Raw genomic sequence first — 21,070 nt, forward strand, 5'->3', positions numbered from 1 at the left:
GTGTCTGAGCAGGACGGCGTCTTCCACGAGTTGATGGCTGCGCAGCTGGGAATCTGGACTGCTCAGCATCTGCACCCCGACAACCCCATTTACAACGTCGGCGAATACATGGAGATCCACGGCGACCTGGACGTCGAACTCTTCGAGCGGGCCCTGCGCTCCGCGCTGCGCGAAGCGGAGGCCGTCCACACCCGCTTCGTCGGCGAGGGCGAATCCGTCCGGCAGCACGTCAAGGTGTCGGACGACTGGCCCTTCCACAAGATCGACCTCAGCGGCGAGCCCGACCCGCGGGCCCGCGCCGAGGAGTGGATGCGGACGGACATGCGCCGCCCGGTCGACATGCGCACCGGCGCCCTGTTCACCCAGGCGATGCTCCGGCTCGGCCCGAACCACGTGTACTGGTACCAGCGCTGCCACCACATCCTCGGCGACGGCTTCTCCGGCCCTCTGGTCAACAACCGCATCGCGCAGATCTACGCGGCCCTCAGCGCGGGCGACACCTACGACGAGGGCGCGCTCGCCCCCTTCTCCAACCTGCTCGACGCCGACCGCGCCTACCGCGGTTCGGAGGAGCAGGCGAAGGACCGCGCGTACTGGGGCGAGATCTTCGCCGACCTGCCCACCCCGGTCAGCCTCAGCGGCCAACTCCCCACCGGCACACCGCACCACCTGATCCGCGGCACGGCGGAGGTGCGCCCCGAGGCCGCCGCTGACCTGCGCGCCACGGCACGCTCGCTGCGCACCAGCATCTCCGGCATGGCGATCGCGGCCGCCGCGGTCTACCTCAACCGCGCCACGGGAGCCGAGGACGTCGTCGTCGCCCTCCCCGTCTTCGGACGGTTCGGCAGCGCCCAGCGCCAGACCCCGGGCATGGCGACCAACCTGCTGCCGATCAGGCTGACGGTCCGCTCCTCGATGACCGTCGAGGAGCTCGTACGCCAGGTCTCCGTCCAGGTGCGCGGCGCCCTGCGCCACCAGAAGTACCGCTACGAGGACATGCTCAGGGACCTCCGGCTCATCGGCCGCGGCAACCTCGCCAGCATGGTCGTCAACGTCGTCCCCTACGCCTACGACTTCTCCTTCGGCGACTGCGAGGTCCGCGCCCACGCGCTGAGCAGCGGCCACTTCAACGACGTCGCGTTCTGCGTCTACGACCGGTCCGCGGACGGCCGGATCCAGATCGCCACGGACGCCAACCCCGAGCTGTACTCGCAGGACGCCAACCAGCGGCACACGGACCGCCTCCACAACGTCCTGACCTGGCTCGCGACGGCCGCCCCCGAGGACCGCGTCGGACGCGTCGAGATCCTCGACGAGGCCGAGCGCCGCCAGGTCCTCCAGGACTGGAACGACACGGACCGGCCCGTCCCCGCGACCACGCTGACCGCGCTCCTGGAGGAGCAGGCGGCCCGCACCCCCGACGCGCCCGCCGTCTCCTCCCAGGGCGTGGAGCGCTCGTACGCGGAGCTGCACGCGAGCGCGAACCGGCTGGCCCGCCTTCTGATCTCCCGCGGTGTGGGGCCGGAGTCCCTGGTCGCCGTCTCCATGGAACGCTCCGTCGACCTGGTGGTGGCACTCCTCGCGGTCCTCAAGGCTGGTGGCGCCTATGTGCCGGTGGACCCGGAGTACCCGGCGGACCGCATCGCCTACATGCTGGAAGACGCGCGGCCCGTGCTCGTCCTCACCAGCGAGGCGGTCGCACCGTCCCTGCCCGACGTGGTGGGCCCCGAGCGCGTCGTCGTCGACGAGCCGCAGGTCACGGCCGCGCTGAACGGCCTCGACACCGCCGCCCTGACCGCGTCCGAGCGCGGCGGACCGCAGCTGCCGTCCCACCCCGCGTACGTCATCTACACCTCGGGTTCGACGGGGCGCCCCAAGGGCGTCCTGATCACGCACCAGAACCTGGTCAACTACGTGACCCGGTGCACGGAGGCCTACCCCGACCTCCACGGCACCACCCTGCTGCACGCGTCCATCTCCTTCGACGCCGGTGTGACCGCGCTGTACGGCGCCCTGACGTGCGGCGGCCGCGTGATCGTCGCGCCCATGGACGAGCACCTGCCCGCCAGGCTGCGCACCCAGGAACTGGCCTTCCTGAAGGCCACCCCGAGCCACCTCGCGTACATGGACGGATTCGACGAGAGCTGCGCCCCGACGGGTCAGCTCATGGTCGGCGGCGAGGCCGTCGGCGGCACTCAGATCCGCGACTGGCGCCGCCGCCACCCGTCCGTGGCCGTCGTCAACCACTACGGTCCCACCGAGGTGACCGTCGGCTGCACCGACTACGTGGTCACCGCCGACGACGACACCGAGACCGGCACGCTGCCCATCGGCCGCCCCATGTGGAACACGCGCGTCTACGTCCTGGACGCGGCTCTGCGGCCCGTCCCCGCGGGTGTCCCGGGTGAGCTGTACCTGGCGGGCGACCAGCTCGCGCGCGGATACCTGGGCCGGCCCGGCCTCTCGGCCGAACGCTTCATCGCCTGCCCGTTCGGCGCCGCGGGCGAGCGCATGTACCGCACCGGTGACGTGGTCCGCTGGCGCGCGGACGGAAACCTGGAGTTCCTCGGCCGCGCCGACGACCAGGTCAAGATCCGCGGTTACCGGATCGAGCTGGGCGAGATCGAGGCGGCGCTGGAGTCGCACGCGGATGTGGCGCAGGCCGCGGTGCTGGCGCGTGAGGACGTGCCCGGGGACAAGCGCCTGGTCGCCTACGTCGTCCCGGCCGTTTCCGGCGACACGGTGGACACGGCGGCGCTGCGGAGCCACCTCGGCCGGGCCCTGCCCGAGTACATGGTTCCGTCGGCGACGGTCGTCCTGGAGGCGCTGCCGCTGACGGTCAACGGCAAGCTGGACCGCCGCGCGCTCCCCGCGCCCGAGTACACCGCTGCCAGCGGCGGCCGCGCTCCCGCCTCGCTCCAGGAGGAGATCCTGTGCGCGGTGTTCGCGGAGGTCCTCGGTGTTCCCAGTGTGGGTGTCGACGACAACTTCTTTGAGATGGGCGGTCATTCGCTCCTCGCGGTGTCGCTGATCGAACGGCTCCGCGAGCGGGGCGTTTCCGTGAGCGTGCGCGACCTGTTCGCCGCTCCGACGGCCGCCGGTCTCGCCGCCACGTCGGCGGGCGCGGGCGGTGTCACTGTGCCGCAGAACCTGATTCCGGCGGGCGCCGAGGCCATCACGCCGGAGATGCTGCCGCTGGTGGACCTGACGGCGGAGGAGATCGAGCGGATCTCGGCCCGGGTGCAGGGCGGTGCGGCGAACATCGCCGATGTGTATCCCCTTGCCCCGTTGCAGGAGGGCATCTTCTTCCATTCAGTGCTGGGGGGTGACTCCGGTGCGGATGTGTATGTGTTGCCGACGGTTCTGGGCTTTGATTCGCGTGGCCGGGCTGAGCGGTTCCTTGAGGCGTTGCAGTCGGTCGTGGACCGACACGACATCCTCCGTACGGGCTTCGCGTGGGAAGGCCTGCGCGAGCCGGTCCAGGTAGTGCTGCGCAAGGCGGCCATTCCCGTCGAGGAACTCCAGCTCCACCCGCAGCCGGACACCGACCACGTGCAGCAGCTCCTTGACCTGTGCAGCCCCTCCATGGACATCCGGCAGGCCCCGCTGCTGCGGGGCACCCTCGCCGCGGAGCCGGGCACGGACCGCTGGCTGCTCGCCCTCCAGGCACACCACCTGATCCGTGACCACACCACCCTTGAGATCCTGCTGGGTGAGGTGCGTGCGCTGCTCGGCGGTGACGCGGAGGGGCTGCCGGCGCCGGTTCCGTTCCGGGAGTTCGTGGCGCAGGCGCGCCTGGGTGTGTCGCGTGCGGAGCACGAGCGGTTCTTCGGTGAGCTGCTGGGTGGTGTGAGTGAGCCGACGGCGCCGTTCGGGCTGTTGGATGTGCATGGTGACGGTTCGGATGTTGCTGAGGCGACGGCGCAGTTGGATGCGGGTGTTGCGGTGCGTCTTCGGGAGCAGGCGCGGCGTCTGGGTGTGAGCCCGGCGACGCTGTTCCACTTGGTGTGGGCGCGGGTTGCTGCGGTGACGTCGGGTCGTGACGACGTGGTCTTCGGCAGTGTGCTGTTCGGTCGTATGCAGGCGGGCGCGGGTGCGGATCGTACGCCGGGTCTGTTCATCAACACCCTTCCCGTGCGGGTTCCGACCGGTCGGGTGTCGGTGACTGAGGCCGTGCGGGGGATGCAGAAGCAGCTCGCCGACCTCCTCGTCCACGAGCACGCGTCCCTGGGGTTGGCCCAGCAGGCGGCTGACCTCGCGGCGGAGACCCCGCTGTTCACCTCCCTCCTCAACTACCGCCACAGCGCGGGCGGACCGGGTGACGAGCCGAGCATCGACCTGGACGGCGTCGAGCTGCTGTCTGTTCGTGAGCGTACGAACTACCCCGTGACGGTGTCGGTCGACGACACGGGTGACGGCTTCGGTCTGACGGTTCAGACGGCTGCTCCCATTGATGCCGAGTCCGTGCGTGACCTGCTGGGTGCCGCGACCGAGGGCGTTGTCGCAGCGCTGGAGGACGAGTCCGAGGACCTGCTGCTGGGCCGCGTGCCGGTTCTGGGCGAGGCGGAGCAGGGTCGTCTGGTGCGGGAGTGGAGTGGTGCTTCCCGTCCGGTGGCGGAGGCGTCGCTGACGGAGCTGTTCGCGGCTCAGGTGGGTCGTACGCCTGATGCAACGGCGGTCACCTTCGGCGGTACGGAGTGGTCGTACGCGGAGTTGGACGCGCGGGCGAATCGCCTGGCGCGGTTGTTGATTTCGCGTGGTGTGGGTGCGGAGTCGCTGGTCGCCGTCTGTATGGAGCGTTCCGCTGATCTGGTGGTGTCGCTGCTCGCGGTGCTGAAGGCCGGTGGTGCGTATGTGCCGGTCGACCCGGAGTATCCGGTGGACCGCATCGCGTACGTCCTGGAAGACGCGCGCCCCGTTCTCGTGCTTGCCAACCAGGCGACGGAAGGTGTCGTTCCCGAGGGGGCGGGCGTCCCGGCGCGCGTCGTGGTGGACGGTGCCGAGGTGCTGGCGCAGTTGGAGACGCTGTCCGCCGAGCCTGTTCGCTCTGTTGAGGTCTCGCCGTCGCAGGTGGCGTATGTGATTTATACGTCGGGTTCGACGGGGCGTCCGAAGGGTGTGGCGGTTCCGCATGGGAATGTGGTGGCGCTGTTCGGTGGGACGGATGGCTGGTTCGGTTTTGGTGCGGGTGATGTGTGGGCGTGGTTCCACTCGTTCGCGTTTGACTTCTCGGTGTGGGAGTTGTGGGGCGCGTTGCTGCATGGCGGGCGTCTTGTGGTGGTGTCGCGTGAGGTGTCGCGGAGTCCGCGTGAGGTTCTGGAGTTGCTGGTCGCTGAGCGTGTGACGGTGCTGAACCAGACGCCGTCGGCGTTCTATCAGTTGATGGCGGCTGAGGGCCGGGAGCCGTTGCTGGGTGAGCGGTTGGTGTTGCGGTGGGTGGTGTTCGGTGGTGAGGCGTTGGATCTGTCGCGGTTGCGTGAGTGGTATGCGCGGCATGCGGCGGATGCGCCGGTGTTGGTGAACATGTATGGCATCACCGAGACCACGGTGCACGTCAGTTACATGGCTTTGGATGAGGCTGTGGTTGCTGGTGGTGCGGGCAGTGTGATCGGTGTGGGCATTCCGAACTTGCGGGTGTTCGTGCTGGGTTCGGATCTGCGGCCGGTTCCGGTGGGTGTCGCGGGTGAGCTGTATGTGGCGGGTGCTCAGCTGGCCCGTGGGTATGTGGGCCGTCCGGGGCTGTCGGCGGAGCGTTTCGTGGCGTGTCCGTTCGGTGTTGCGGGTGAGCGGATGTATCGCACGGGTGATGTGGTGCGGTGGCGTGCGGACGGGAACCTGGAGTTCATCGGGCGTGCGGATGACCAGGTGAAGGTCCGTGGGTTCCGGATCGAGCTGGGTGAGATCGAGGCGGCGCTGGAGTCGCACGCGGATGTCGCCCAGAGCACGGTGCTGGTGCGCGAGGACGTGCCCGGGGACAAGCGCCTGGTCGCCTACGTCGTCCCGGCCGTCTCCGGCGACACGGTGGATGTGGCCGTGTTGCGGTCGCACGTGGGCCGGGCCCTGCCCGAGTACATGGTCCCGTCCGCAGTGGTCGTCCTGGAGGCGCTGCCGCTGACGGTCAACGGCAAGCTCGACCGCCGCGCGCTCCCCGCACCGGAATACACCGTGTCGGTGGGCCGGGCTCCGTCGGGTGTGCGGGAGGAGATCCTGTGCGCCATGTTCGCCGACGTACTCGGCCTCCCCAGCGTCGGTGTCGACGACAACTTCTTTGAACTGGGCGGTCATTCGCTCCTCGCGGTGTCGCTGATCGAGCGCCTGCGTGAGCGTGGCGTATCGGTCAGCGTGCGCGACCTGTTCGCAGCCCCGACGGTGGCCGGCCTGGCGGCGGCTTCGGCCGACGGCGAGCTGGTGTCGGTGCCGGAGAACCTGATTCAGGCGGGTGCTGAGGCCATCACGCCCGAGATGCTGCCCCTGGTGGAGCTGACGGCGGACGAGATCGAGGGGATCTCTGCCGGTGTGCTGGGCGGTGCGGCGAACATCGCCGATGTGTATCCGCTTGCCCCGTTGCAGGAGGGCATCTTCTTCCACTCGGTGCTGGGGGGTGACTCCGGTGCGGATGTGTATGTGTTGCCGACGGTCTTGGGCTTTGATTCGCGTGGCCGGGCTGAGCGGTTCCTTGAGGCGTTGCAGTCGGTCGTGGACCGGCACGACATCCTCCGTACGGGCTTCGCGTGGGAGGGTCTGAGCGAGCCGGTGCAGGTTGTGGTGCGCCACGCCGAGATTCCCGTGAACGAGGTGGACCTTGAGGGTGTCGATGGGGATCTGGCGCAGGGGCTCCTTGACCTGTGCAGCCCGTCCATGGACATCCGGCAGGCGCCGCTGCTGCGGGCCACGGTCGCGGCGGAGCCCGGCAGTGACCGCTGGCTGCTCGCCTTGCAGGTCCATCACCTGATCCAGGACCACACCGCTCTGGCTGTTCTCCTGGGCGAGGTGCGTGCGCTGCTCGGCGGTGACGCGGAGGCGCTGCCGGTGCCGGTTCCGTTCCGGGAGTTCGTGGCGCAGGCGCGCCTGGGTGTGTCGCGTGCGGAGCATGAGCGGTTCTTCGGCGAACTGTTGGGTGGTGTGAGTGAGCCGACGGCGCCGTTCGGGCTGTTGGATGTGCATGGTGACGGCTCGGATGTCGCTGAGGCGACGGAGGTGCTGGATGCGGGTCTCGCTACTCGCTTGCGGGAGCAGGCGCGGCGTCTGGGTGTGAGCCCGGCGACGCTGTTCCACTTGGTGTGGGCGCGGGTTGCTGCGGTGACGTCGGGTCGTGACGACGTGGTCTTCGGCAGTGTGCTGTTCGGCCGTATGCAGGCGGGCGCGGGTGCGGACCGTACGCCGGGTCTGTTCATCAACACCCTTCCCGTGCGGGTTCCGACCGGTCGGGTGTCGGTGACTGAGGCCGTGCGGGGGATGCAGAAGCAGCTCGCCGACCTCCTCGTCCACGAGCACGCCCCGCTCACCCTTGCCCAGCAGGCGGCTGATCTCGCGGCGGAGACGCCGCTGTTCACCTCCCTCCTCAACTACCGGCACAACGACCGACCGCGTGAGGAGATGGGCCTCGACCTCGGCGGCGTAGACATCGTCTACACACGTGAGCGGACGAACTACCCGCTGACGGTGTCGGTGGATGACACCGGCGAGGGCTTCGGCCTGACGGTGCAGGCGGCTGCTCCCATCGCTGCGCAAGCGGTGTGCGGCCTGGTCAGCGCCGCGGCCGAGGGCATCGTCACGGCATTGGAGGACGAGGCCGCGAGCCTGGTTCTGCACCGGATTCCGGTTCTGGATGAGGTGGAGCGGGATCGGTTGGTGCGTGGGTGGAACGACACGGATCGGTCTGTTCCGCAGGTGTCGTTGACGGAGCTGTTGGCGGCTCAGGCAGCGCGCACCCCTGATGCGACTGCGGTGGTGTTCGAGGGTGTTGAGTGGTCGTACGCGGAGTTGGACGCGCGGGCGAATCGTCTGGCGCGGCTCCTCATATCCCGTGGTGTGGTCGCGGAGTCGCTGGTCGCCGTCTGTATGGAGCGTTCGGCTGACCTGGTGGTGGCACTCCTTGCGGTGCTGAAGGCCGGTGGTGCGTATGTGCCGGTCGATCCGGAGTATCCGGCGGAGCGCATCGCGTACGTCCTGGAGGACGCGAAGCCGGCTCTGGTGCTGACCAGCAGGGCGACGGAAGGTGTCGTTCCCGAGGGGGCGGGCGTCCCGGCGCGCGTCGTGGTGGACGGTGCCGAGGTGCTGGCGCAGTTGGAGACGCTGTCTGCTGAGCCTGTTCGCTCTGTTGAGGTCTCGCCGTCGCAGGTGGCGTATGTGATTTATACGTCGGGTTCGACGGGGCGTCCGAAGGGTGTGGCGGTTCCGCATGGGGGTGTGGTGAATCGTCTGTTGTGGATGCAGGGTGTGTTTGGTCTGGGTGGGTCGGACCGGGTGGTGCAGAAGACGCCGTTTGGTTTTGACGTGTCGGTGTGGGAGTTCTTCTGGCCGTTGGTCGCGGGTGCGGGTCTGGTGGTGGCGCGTGCGGGTGGTCATCGGGATGCGGGGTATCTGGCGGAGTTGATCCGTCGAGAGCGGGTGACGGTCGCGCATTTCGTGCCGTCGATGCTGCGGGTGTTTTTGCGTGAGCCGGGTGCGGGGGCTTGTTCGGGGCTGCGGTGGGTGGTGTGCAGTGGTGAGGCGTTGGCGGCGGAGCTGAGGGATCAGTTCTTCGGTGTGCTTGAGGGTGTGGAGCTGCACAATCTGTATGGTCCGACGGAGGCGTCGGTGGATGTGACGGCGTGGGCGTGTGGTGCGGGTGAGGGGCCGGTGGTGCCGATTGGCCGTCCGGTGTGGAACACGCGTGTCTTTGTGTTGGATGCGGGTTTGCGTCCGGTGCCGGTGGGTGTGGCGGGGGAGCTGTATCTGGCGGGCGTGCAGCTGGCGCGTGGGTATGTGGGTCGTGCGGGGCTGACCGCGGAGCGCTTTGTCGCTTCGCCGTTTGGTGCTGCGGGTGAGCGGATGTACCGCACGGGTGATGTGGTGCGCTGGCGTGCGGACGGGAGCCTGGAGTATCTGGGGCGCGCGGATGATCAGGTGAAGCTGCGGGGCTTCCGGGTCGAACTCGGTGAGATCGGGGCGGCCCTGGAGTCCCACCCTGCTGTCACTGAGACCGCGGTGCTGGTACGCGAGGACGTGCCCGGGGACAAGCGTCTGGTGGCGTATGTGGTCCCGGCCGAGGGCGTAGTGGATGCGGCGGTGTTGCGGGCGCATGTGGGCCGGGTGCTGCCGGAGTACATGGTCCCGTCAGCGGTCGTCGTGCTGGAGGCGCTGCCGGTGACGGTGAACGGCAAGCTGGACCGCCGTGCGCTGCCCGCGCCCGAGTACACCGTCTTGGCTGGTCGGGCACCGGTGAACGTTCAGGAGGAGATCCTGTGTGCGGTGTTTGCGGAGGTCCTCGGCGTTCCCAGTGTGGGTGTTGACGACAACTTCTTCGAGCTGGGCGGTCATTCGCTTCTCGCGGTTCGTTTGGTGAGTCGTGTGCGGTCGGTGTTGGGTGTGGAGGTTGGTGTGCGGGCGGTGTTTGAGGCGCCGTCGGTGGGGTTGTTGGTGGGGCGGTTGGAGGGTGCTGAGGGGGCGCGGCCGGCGTTGTCGGCGCGGGTGCGTCCGGAGTTGGTGCCGTTGTCGTTCGCGCAGCAGCGGTTGTGGTTCCTGGGTGAGTTGGAGGGGCCGAACGCGACGTACAACATTCCCGCGGGTATCCGTCTGCGGGGCGAGCTGGACGTCGCAGCCCTGGGTGCGGCGCTCAACGACGTGGTGGCACGGCACGAGGTGCTGCGCACGGTGTTTCCGATGGTCGAGGGCACGGCCCAGCAGCGGGTACTTGATGCCGCGTCACATGGTTGTGAACTGAAGGCCGTGAACGTCTCCTCGGATGAGCTGGAGGGGGTGATGGCTGAGGCGGCCGGGTGTGTGTTTGATCTGTCGGTGGATGTTCCGTTGCGGGCGTGGTTGTTCACGACGGGTCCGCGGGAGCATGTGTTGATGTTGGTGTTGCATCACGTGGCGGGTGATGGCTGGTCGATGGCGCCGTTGGCGCGTGATGTGTCGGTGGCGTACGCGGCGCGTGCTGCGGGTGGTGCTCCGGTGTGGGAGCCGCTTGCGGTGCAGTACGCGGATTACGCGTTGTGGCAGCGGGAGTTGCTCGGGGAGGAGAGTGATTCCGAGAGTGTGATGGCGCGGCAGCTGGCCTACTGGCGCCAGGCACTGGCCGACGTACCGGACGAACTGGTACTCCCCGTCGACCGACCGCGACCCGACGTGGCCACGTATCAGGGCGGTGTCGTACGGCTCGACGTGGAGCCGAGTGTGCACGCCCGGCTGGTGGAGGTCGCTCGGGCGCACGGCGTGACGCTGTTCATGGTGTTGCAGGCAGGTATGGCGGCGCTGTTGAGCCGCTTGGGTGCGGGCCGTGACATTCCGCTGGGTGTTCCGGTGGCGGGGCGTTCGGATGAGGCGTTGGAGGAGCTGGTCGGGTTCTTCGTGAACACGCTGGTCATCCGCACGGACGTGAGCGGTGATCCGTCGTTCGCGGAGCTGTTGGAGCGGGTGCGGGAAGCGGGCCTGGGCGCGTATGCCCATGAGGATGTCCCGTTCGAGCGGCTCGTGGAGGAGCTGGCGCCGACGCGGTCCATGGCACGCCACCCCCTCTTCCAGATCATGCTGGGTCTGGACACGCACGCGGACGCGGTCGTGGACCTGCCCGGGCTTGAGGCCGAAGTGATCGCGAGCAAGGAGGTGGCCGCCAAGTTCGACCTCGACCTGAACGTGAGGGAGCGGTTCGACGCCTCCGGTGCCCCGGCCGGTCTCGACGGCACGGTCGTCTACGCCGTGGACCTGTTCGACGAGCCCACGGTCGCGGAGCTCGTCGAGCGCTTCGTACGCGTGCTGGACGCCGTGACGACCGATCCGCACCAGCCCGTGAGCCGGATCCAGATCCTCGGCGCCACGGAGCGGGACCGGATCCTGAACGAGTGGAAGGACTCCGCGGCGGGCGTTCCGGCCCGTACGCTGCCCGTGCTGGACGCCGCCCCGCACGGCGGAGCGGACACGGGCAGCAACGTGTTCGTACTCGACGCGGCGCTCCAGCCGGTCCCTGCCGGTGTCGCGGGCGACCTGTACGTCGCGGGCGGTCTGAAGGACCACGGCTACGAGGGTCGTCCCGGCCTGACGGCGGAGCGCTTCGTGGCGTGCCCGTTCGGGACCGCCGGTGAGCGGATGTACCGCACGGGCGACGTGGTGCGCTGGCGCGCGGACGGCAGCCTGGAACTCGTGGGCAAGGCGCGCGACGAGCAGGAGCCGAACGCGTCGACGGCTGTCGACGCGGGACAGCCCGCTCGGGGACGTGGGCCTTCGTCCGTGCAGGAGGAGATCCTGTGCTCGGTGTTCGCCGAGATGCTGGACCTGCCGCAGGTCGGCGTAGACGACAACTTCTTCGAACTCGGCGGGCACTCCCTCATGGCCGTCAAGCTCGTCGTGCGCCTGCGTGAGCTGGGCATGCCCGTGAGCGTGAGGAGCCTGTTCGCGACGCCGACGGCGGCCGGGCTCGCAGCCGCCGTCAGCGCGGAGGGCCAGGGCGCGGTCACCGTCCCGAAGAACCTGATTCCGGCGGGTGCCGACGTCATCACGCCGGAGATGCTGCCGCTGGTGGAGCTGACAACGGGCGAGATCGGGCGGATCACGGCCCGGGTGCCGGGCGGCGCGGCGAACATCGCCGACATCTACCCCCTCGCCCCCCTCCAGGAAGGCATCTTCTTCCACTCCGTCATCGGCAACGAGAACGGCGCGGACGTGTACGTGCTGCCGACGGTGCTGCGGTTCGACTCCCGGGAACGGCTCGACCAGTTCCTGCGCGTGCTCCAGACAGCCGTGGACCGGCACGACACCCTGCGGACGGGCTTCGCGTGGGAGGGTCTGCGCGAGCCGGTGCAGGTTGTGGTGCGCCACGCCGAGATTCCCGTGAACGAGGTGGATCTCGGGGGCGCCGACGGGGACTTGGTACAGAGGTTGCTCGACCTGTGCAGCCCGTCCATGGACATCCGGCAGGCCCCGCTGCTGCGGACCACTGTCGCGGCGGAGCCCGGCAGCGACCGCTGGCTGATGGTCATGCAGGCCCACCACCTGGTCCAGGACCACACGGCGATGGGCGTCCTCTTCGCAGAGGTCAGCGCGCTGCTCCGCGGTGAGGCGGAGGAACTGCCCGCACCGGTTCCGTTCCGGGAGTTCGTGGCGCAGGCGCGGCTTGGCGTGTCACGCACGGAGCACGAGCAGTTCTTCGGTGAGCTGCTCCACGGCGTGACCGAGCCGACGGCGCCGTTCGGGCTGTTGGACGTGCATGGTGACGGCTCCGATGTCGCTGAGGCGACGGAGGTGCTGGATGCGGGTCTCGCTACTCGCTTGCGGGAGCAGGCGCGGCGTCTGGGTGTGAGCCCGGCGACGCTGTTCCACCTGGTGTGGGCGCGGGTTGCTGCGGTGACGTCGGGTCGTGACGACGTCGTGTTCGGCAGTGTGCTGTTCGGCCGTATGCAGGCGGGCGCGGGTGCGGATCGTACGCCGGGTCTGTTCATCAACACCCTTCCCGTGCGGGTTCCGACCGGTCGGGTGTCGGTGACTGAGGCCGTGCGGGGGATGCAGAAGCAGCTCGCCGACCTCCTCGTCCACGAGCACGCCCCGCTCACGCTCGCCCAGCAGGCGGCTGACCTCGCGGCGGAGACGCCGCTGTTCACCTCCCTCCTCAACTACCGGCAGAACGCCAACGCCGCTCAGCGGCTCGGCAGGTCGATCGAAGAGCTCAACACCGGCTTGGACGGCGTCGAGCTGCTGTCGGCTCACGAGCGGACGAACTACCCGCTGACGGTGTCGGTGGATGACACCGGCGAAGGCTTCGGCCTGACGGTTCAGGCGGCTGCTCCGATCGCTGCGCAAGCGGTGTGCGGCCTGGTCAGCGCCACGGCCGAGGGCATCGTCACGGCACTGGAGAAGGAGTCCGAGGACCTGCTTCTGGAGCGCGTGCCGGTTCTGGGCGAGGCGGAGCAGGATCGTCTGGTGCGGGAGTGGAGTGGTGCTTCCCGTCCGGTGGCGGAGGCGTCGCTGACGGAGCTGTTCGCGGCTCAAGCAGCACGCACGCCTGATGCGACGGCGGTCACCTTCGGCGGTACGGAGTGGTCGTACGCGGAGTTGGACGCGCGGGCGAATCGGCTGGCCCGACTCCTCATCTCGCGTGGTGTGGGTGCGGAGTCGCTGGTCGCGGTCTGCATGGAGCGTTCGGCTGATCTGGTGGTGGCACTCCTTGCCGTGCTGAAGGCCGGTGGTGCGTATGTGCCGATCGACCCGGAGTATCCGGCGGACCGCATCGCGTACGTCCTGGAGGACGCGCAGCCGGTCCTGGCGCTGACCAGCACGGCGGTCCAGTCGGCTGTGCCGACCGTGGAGGATGTGGAGCAGGTCGTCGTCGACGACGCGCAGACCCTGTCCGCGCTGGCGGAGCTGGCCGGGGACGCTGTCACCGATGCCGAGCGCGGTGGTCAGGTCCTGCCGTCGCAGGTGGCGTATGTGATTTATACGTCGGGTTCGACGGGGCGTCCGAAGGGTGTGGCGGTTCCGCATGGGAATGTGGTGGCGCTGTTCGGTGGGACGGATGGCTGGTTTGGGTTTGGTGCGGGTGATGTGTGGGCGTGGTTCCACTCGTTCGCGTTTGACTTCTCGGTGTGGGAGTTGTGGGGCGCGCTGCTGCATGGCGGGCGTCTTGTGGTGGTGTCGCGTGAGGTGTCGCGGAGTCCGCGTGAGGTTCTGGAGTTGCTGGTCGCTGAGCGTGTGACGGTGCTGAACCAGACGCCGTCGGCGTTCTATCAGTTGATGGCGGCTGAGGGCCGGGAGCCGTTGCTGGGTGAGCGGTTGGTGTTGCGGTGGGTGGTGTTCGGTGGTGAGGCGTTGGATCTGTCGCGGTTGCGTGAGTGGTATGCGCGGCATGCGGCGGATGCGCCGGTGTTGGTGAACATGTATGGCATCACCGAGACCACGGTGCACGTCAGTTACATGGCTTTGGATGAGGCTGTGGTTGCTGGTGGTGCGGGCAGTGTGGTCGGTGTGGGCATTCCGAACTTGCGGGTGTTCGTGCTGGGTTCGGATCTGCGGCCGGTTCCGGTGGGTGTCGCGGGTGAGCTGTATGTGGCGGGTGCTCAGCTGGCCCGTGGGTATGTGGGCCGTCCGGCGTTGTCGGCGGAGCGTTTCGTGGCGTGTCCGTTCGGTGCTGCGGGTGAGCGGATGTATCGCACGGGTGATGTGGTGCGGTGGCGTGCGGACGGGAACCTGGAGTTCATCGGGCGTGCGGATGACCAGGTGAAGGTCCGTGGGTTCCGGATCGAGCTGGGTGAGATCGAGGCGGCGCTGGAGTCGCACGCGGATGTCGCCCAGAGCACGGTGCTGGTGCGCGAGGACGTGCCCGGGGACAAGCGTCTGGTCGCCTACGTCGTCCCGGCCGGGGGCTCGGTGGATGCGGCGGTGTTGCGGTCGCACGTGGGCCGGGCCCTGCCCGAGTACATGGTCCCGTCCGCAGTGGTGGTGCTGGAGGCGCTGCCGCTGACGGTCAACGGCAAGCTGGACCGCCGCGCACTCCCCGCACCGGAATACACGGCTGCTGGCCACGGCGACGGCCGTGGTCCCGCCTCGCTCCAGGAGGAGATCCTGTGCGCGGTGTTCGCCGACGTACTCGGCCTCCCCAGTGTGGGTGTGGACGACAACTTCTTCGAACTCGGCGGTCATTCGCTTCTCGCGGTGTCGCTGATCGAGCGCCTGCGTGAGCGGGGTCTGCCCGTGAGCGTGCGGAGCCTGTTCGCGACGCCCACGGTGGCCGGGCTCGCGGCCGCCGCCGGCGCGGGCGGCCAGGGCGCGGTGGTCGTGCCGGAGAACCTGATCCCGGCGGACGCCGAGGCCATCACGCCGGAGATGCTGCCCCTGGTGGACCTGACGGCGGAGGAACTCGACCGCATCGTCACCCGGGTCCCGGGTGGCGCGGCGAACATCGCCGACGTCTACCCCCTCGCCCCCCTCCAGGAAGGCCTGTTCTTCCACCACCTGATGACCGGTGAGGGCGAAACGGACGTCTACCTCCAGCAGACAGTGCTGCGGTTCGACGCCCGCCAGCGCGTCGACCGGTTCGTCGAGGCGCTCCAGGCCGTGATGGTGCGGCACGACATCCTCCGTACGGGCTTCGCGTGGGACGGTCTGCGCGAGCCGGTGCAGGTCGTGGTCCGGCGCGCCGAAGTGCCGGTCCACGAGGTGGCACTCGATGCGGCCTCCGAGGGCCAGGACCCGGTCCAGCAGCTGCTGGACGCGGCGGACAAGGCCATGGACGTCGGTCGTGCCCCGCTGCTGCGCGCGTACATCGGCGCGGAACCGGGCAGCGACCGCTGGCTGATGGTCCTCCAGAACCACCACCTCGTCGAGGACCACACCGCTCTGGAACTGCTCCTCGCCGAGGTGCGTGCCCACCTGGAAGGCCAGGAGGACGCGCTGCCCACGCCGGTTCCGTTCCGGGAGTTCGTGGCGCGGGCACGCCTGGGTGTGTCGCGTGCGGAGCACGAGCGGTTCTTCGGTGAGCTGCTCGACGGCGTGACCGAGCCGACAGCGCCGTACGGTCTCCTCGACGTACGGGGTGACGGCACCGAGGTCGACGAGGTCATGAGCACCCTCGACGCGGCCGTGGCCACCCGCCTGCGGGAGCAGGCGCGGCGTCTGGGTGTGAGCCCGGCGACGCTGTTCCATCTGGTGTGGGCGCGGGTCGTCGCGGTGACGTCGGGTCGCGATGACGTCGTGTTCGGCAGTGTGCTGTTCGGGCGTATGCAGGCCGGTACGGGTGCGGACCGGACTCCGGGTCTGTTCATCAACACCCTGCCCGTGCGGGTTCCGACCGGTCGGGTCTCGGTGGGTGAGGCCGTGCGGGGGATGCAGAAGCAGCTCGCCGACCTCCTCGTCCACGAGCACGCCCCGCTCACCCTCGCCCAGCAGGCCGCCGGACTGCCCGCGCAGACTCCGCTGTTCACCTCCCTGCTCAACTTCCGGCACAACACGGCCGGAAGCACGGGCCCGGACGACGTGATGAGCGGTGCCCTTGAGGGGGTCGAACTGCTCTCGGCCCACGAGCGCAGCAACTACCCCCTCACGGTGTCCGTCGACGACTCGGGTTCCCGCTTCGACGTCGTCGTCCAGGCCGCCGCGCCCCTCTCGCCGCAGGCGGTGACCGGCCTGATCCACGCGGCCGCGGCGAACCTCGTCACCGCGCTCGAAGAGGAGACCGGCGCCACCGGGCTCCACGAGGTGCAGGTCCTCGACGAGACGGAGCAGCGACAGCTCCTCACGCGGTGGAACGACACCGCGCACGAGGTTCCGGTCACGACGCTGCCCAGGCTCTTCGCCGAGCAGGTCGGGCGGACCCCGGACGCCGTCGCCGTCACCTTCGAGGGCACGGAGCTGTCGTACGCCGACCTCGACGCCCGCACCAACCGTCTGGCCCGGCTGCTGATCTCCCGCGGCGTGGGGCCGGAGTCCGTGGTCGCCGTGTCCATGGAGCGGTCCGCCGAACTGGTGGTGGCGCTGCTCGCGGTCCTGAAGACCGGCGGCGCGTACGTGCCGGTGGACCCGGAGTACCCGGCGGACCGCATCGCGTACATGCTCGGTGACGCCCGACCGGTCCTCGTCCTCACCAGCCGGTCCGCGGCGGGCGGCCTGCCCGTCGTGGCGGGCCTCGAACGGGTCGTCGTCGACGAGCCGCAGACGGTCTCCGCCCTGGCGGGACTGGACGCCGGGGAACTCGCCGAGGCCGAGCGGCGCCGGGCGCTGCTGCCGGACCACCCGGCGTACGTCATCTACACGTCGGGCTCCACCGGCAACCCCAAGGGGGTGGCCGTCCCGCACCGCAACGTGGTCCAGCTGTTCGAGGCGGCGAAGAGCAGGTACGACTTCGGCGCGGACGACGTGTGGACCTGGTTCCACTCCTTCTCCTTCGACTTCTCGGTCTGGGAGATGTGGGGCGCCCTGCTGCACGGCGGCCGCCTGGTGGTCGTGCCGCACGGGATCTCCCGGTCGCCCGGAGGGTTCCTCGACCTGCTCGTCCGTGAGCGGGTGACCGTGCTCAACCAGACGCCGTCGGCGTTCTACCAGCTCGTCCAGGCCGATGCCGAGGCGCCCGACCTGGGCTCCCGCCTCGCCCTTCGCTTCGTGATCTTCGGTGGTGAGGCACTGGACCACGGGCGTCTCACCGAGTGGTTCGCGCGTCACCCCGAGGACGCTCCGGCCCTGGTGAACATGTACGCGCCGACCGAGACGACCGTCGTCTGCACGGCGTACCCCGTCAGCGCCCGGGAAGAGGACAGCGCCGGGGTCCTGCCGATCGGCAGCCCCATGTGGAACACCCGGGCGTATGTGCTCGACGACGGCCTGCGCCCCGTTCCGGTCGGCGTCGCCGGTGAGCTGTACCTCGCCGGAGCCCAGCTCTCGCGCGGCTACACGCACCGCCCCGGCCTCACCGCGGAGCGCTTCGTGGCCTGCCCGTTCGGAGCGGCAGGGGAGCGGATGTACCGCACGGGCGACGTGGTGCGCCGACGTGCCGACGGACACCTGGACTACGTCGGGCGCGCCGACGACCAGGTGAAGGTCCGAGGGTTCCGCATCGAGCTGGGCGAGATCGAGGCCGTCCTGGCCTCGCACCCGCTCGTCGGCCAGGCGGCCGTGGTCGTACGCGAGGACACCCCGGGGGACAAGCGGCTCGTCGGCTATGTGGTCGCGGACCCGACCGCGGAGAACAGCGGGGCGGCCGCCGACCTGTCCGCCTCCGCGCTGTCCGCGGCCGTGCGCGGGTACGTGCGCGAGCGGCTCCCGGACCACATGGTGCCCTCCGCCGTCATGCGGCTCGACGTCCTGCCGCTGACCGTCAACGGGAAGCTGGACCGTCGGGCGCTGCCCGCGCCGGACTACCGGGTCGCCGGTTCGAACCGGGCCCCGAGCACGCCGCGTGAGAAGGAGCTCTGCGACCTGTTCGCCGAGGTCCTCGGGCTGCCGGAGGTGGGAGTCGACGACTCCTTCTTCGACCTGGGCGGGCACTCGCTCCTCGCGACCCGCCTGGTGAGCCGCATCCGCACCGCCCTGGGCGCGGAGCTGCCGATCAGGACGCTGTTCGAGGCACCGACCGTGGCCGGACTCGCGAGCCGCCTCGAAGCACAGACGAACACGAAGAGAGCACGGCCTGCACTGCGGCCGCGGCCGAGGCCGATGCAGGAGGAGAACTGATGATCCCGCTGTCGTTCGCCCAAAGGCGCCTGTGGTTCCTGGCGCAGCTGGAGGGCCCGAACCCCACGTACAACATCCCCGCCGCCCTGCGGCTCAGGGGTGAGCTGGACGTGGCCGCCCTGCGCGCCGCGCTGCGGGACGTGGTGGAGCGGCACGAGGTCCTGCGGACCGTGTTCCCCGCCGCCGACGGAACTCCGCACCAGCGGATCCTGGACACGGGCGCGGTGTCCCTCGATCTGCCGGTGATCCCGACGGCCGGGGAGGAAGCCCTGGCCACGGCCCTCGCCGAGGCCACGGCCCAGCCGTTCGACCTGGCAGCGGACATCCCGATCCGCGCCCGGCTCCACGAACTGGAGCCGCAGGAGCACGTCCTGCTCCTCGTCCTCCACCACATCGCCAGCGACGGCTGGTCCATGGGGCTGCTCGCACGGGACATCTCCGAGGCCTACGGCGCGCGCCGCGCCGGTCACGCCCCCCAGTGGGAGCCGCTCCCGGTCCAGTACGCGGACTACACGATGTGGCAGCTCGACCTCCTCGGGGACGCGAGCGACCCGGAGAGCGTGCTCGCCGAGCAGCTCTCCTACTGGCGGACCACGCTGGCGGACGTGCCGGAGGAGCTCCGGCTGCCCGCGGCCAGGACGCGCCCGGCCACGGCCTCCTACCGGGGCGACCAGGTGCCGCTCCGCATCGACGCGGAGCTGCACCAGCGGCTGACCGAACTGGCCCGTGCGGAGGGCGCCACCCTCTACATGGTGCTCCAGGCCGGTCTCGCGGTGCTGCTCTCCCGGCTCGGCGCGGGCGACGACATCCCGGTCGGCACTCCCATCGCGGGCCGCATGGACGACGCCCTCGACGATCTCGTCGGCTTCTTCGTGAACTCGCTCGTGATGCGCACGGACCTGAGCGGGGACCCGTCGTTCACGGAACTGGTGTCCCGGGTGCGCGACGCCGACCTCAGCGCGTTCGCCCACCAGGACGTGCCGTTCGAGCGCCTCGTCGAGGAACTCGTACCGACGCGGTCCATGGGACGCCACCCCCTGTTCCAGGTGATGCTGGCCGTCCAGAACAACGCCCAGGCCGTACTCGACCTCCCCGGGCTCCAGGTCGGCGCGCTGCCCGGCGGCAAGGCCCCGGCCAAGTTCGACCTGTCCTTCGACCTGAGCGAGGAGTTCGACGCGCAGGGCCGCCCCGCCGGGCTCAAGGGGTCGATCACCTATGCCCTTGACCTGTTCGACCGCGAGGCGGTGGACGACCTCAGCGCCCGCTTCGTACGCGTCCTGGACGCGTGCACCACTGACCCGTCGGTCCGCGTACGCCAAGTCCCGGTTCTGGACGGGGCGGAGCGGGATCGGTTGGTGCGTGGGTGGAACGACACGGATCGGTCTGTTCCGCAGGTGTCGTTGACGGAGTTGTTGGCGGCTCAGGCAGCGCGTACCCCTGATGCGACTGCGGTGGTCTTCGAGGGTGTTGAGTGGTCGTACGGCGAGTTGGATGCGCGGGCGAATCGCCTGGCGCGGTTGTTGATTTCGCGTGGTGTGGGTGCGGAGTCGCTGGTCGCGGTCTGTATGGAGCGTTCCGCTGATCTGGTGGTGTCGCTGCTTGCGGTGCTGAAGGCCGGTGGTGCGTATGTGCCGGTCGATCCGGAGTATCCGGCGGACCGCATCGCGTACGTCCTGGAGGGCGCACGCCCCGTTCTGGTCCTGACCAGTGAGTCGGTCCAGTCGGTCGTACCGGTGGTGGAGGATCTGGAGCGGGTCGTCGTCGACGACGCGCAGACCCTGTCCGCGCTGGCGGAGCTGGCCGGGGACGCTGTCACCGATGTCGAGCGCGGTGGTCAGGTGTTGCCGTCGCATGTGGCGTATGTGATTTATACGTCGGGTTCGACGGGGCGTCCGAAGGGTGTGGCGGTTCCGCATGGGGGTGTGGTGAATCGTCTGTTGTGGATGCAGGGTGTGTTTGGTCTGGGTGGGTCGGACCGGGTGGTGCAGAAGACGCCGTTTGGTTTTGACGTGTCGGTGTGGGAGTTCTTCTGGCCGTTGGTCGCGGGTGCGGGTCTGGTGGTGGCGCGTGCGGGTGGTCATCGGGATGCGGGGTATCTGGCGGAGTTGATCCGTCGAGAGCGGGTGACGGTCGCGCATTTCGTGCCGTCGATGCTGCGGGTGTTTTTGCGTGAGCCGGGTGCGGGGGCTTGTTCGGGGCTGCGGTGGGTGGTGTGCAGTGGTGAGGCGTTGGCGGCGGAGCTGAGGGATCAGTTCTTCGGTGTGCTTGAGGGTGTGGAGCTGCACAATCTGTATGGTCCGACGGAGGCGTCGGTGGATGTGACGGCGTGGGCGTGTGGTGCGGGTGAGGGGCCGGTGGTGCCGATTGGCCGTCCGGTGTGGAACACGCGTGTCTTTGTGTTGGATGCGGGTTTGCGTCCGGTGCCGGTGGGTGTGGCGGGGGAGCTGTATCTGGCGGGCGTGCAGCTGGCGCGTGGGTATGTGGGTCGTGCGGGGCTGACCGCGGAGCGCTTTGTCGCTTCGCCGTTTGGTGCTGCGGGTGAGCGGATGTACCGCACGGGTGATGTGGTGCGCTGGCGTGCGGACGGGAGCCTGGAGTATCTGGGGCGCGCGGATGATCAGGTGAAGCTGCGGGGCTTCCGGGTCGAACTCGGTGAGATCGGGGCGGCCCTGGAGTCCCACCCTGCTGTCACTGAGACCGCGGTGCTGGTACGCGA

Annotated in this window: 2 protein-coding genes (1 of these 2 running past the window's edge); both read left to right on the forward strand. The window is 69.4% G+C overall.

Translation table 11 applies throughout. The features are described 5' to 3' along the window. On the forward strand, positions 1 to 18,354 hold the full coding sequence (locus tag CP982_RS37205; RefSeq protein ID WP_150514500.1) for a non-ribosomal peptide synthetase: 18,354 nt from the start codon (positions 1 to 3) through the stop codon (positions 18,352 to 18,354). Continuing rightward, a protein-coding gene (locus tag CP982_RS37210; protein ID WP_150514501.1) for a non-ribosomal peptide synthetase crosses the window boundary here: on the forward strand, positions 18,354 to 21,070 show its 5' portion. Its footprint extends 640 nt past the window's final position; only the first 2,717 of its 3,357 coding nucleotides appear in the window; the start codon lies at positions 18,354 to 18,356; its stop codon lies off the right edge, out of view. The genes CP982_RS37205 and CP982_RS37210 overlap by 1 nt, the downstream gene beginning before the upstream one ends.

This window comes from Streptomyces spectabilis (assembly GCF_008704795.1).
Taxonomy (GTDB): domain Bacteria; phylum Actinomycetota; class Actinomycetes; order Streptomycetales; family Streptomycetaceae; genus Streptomyces; species Streptomyces spectabilis.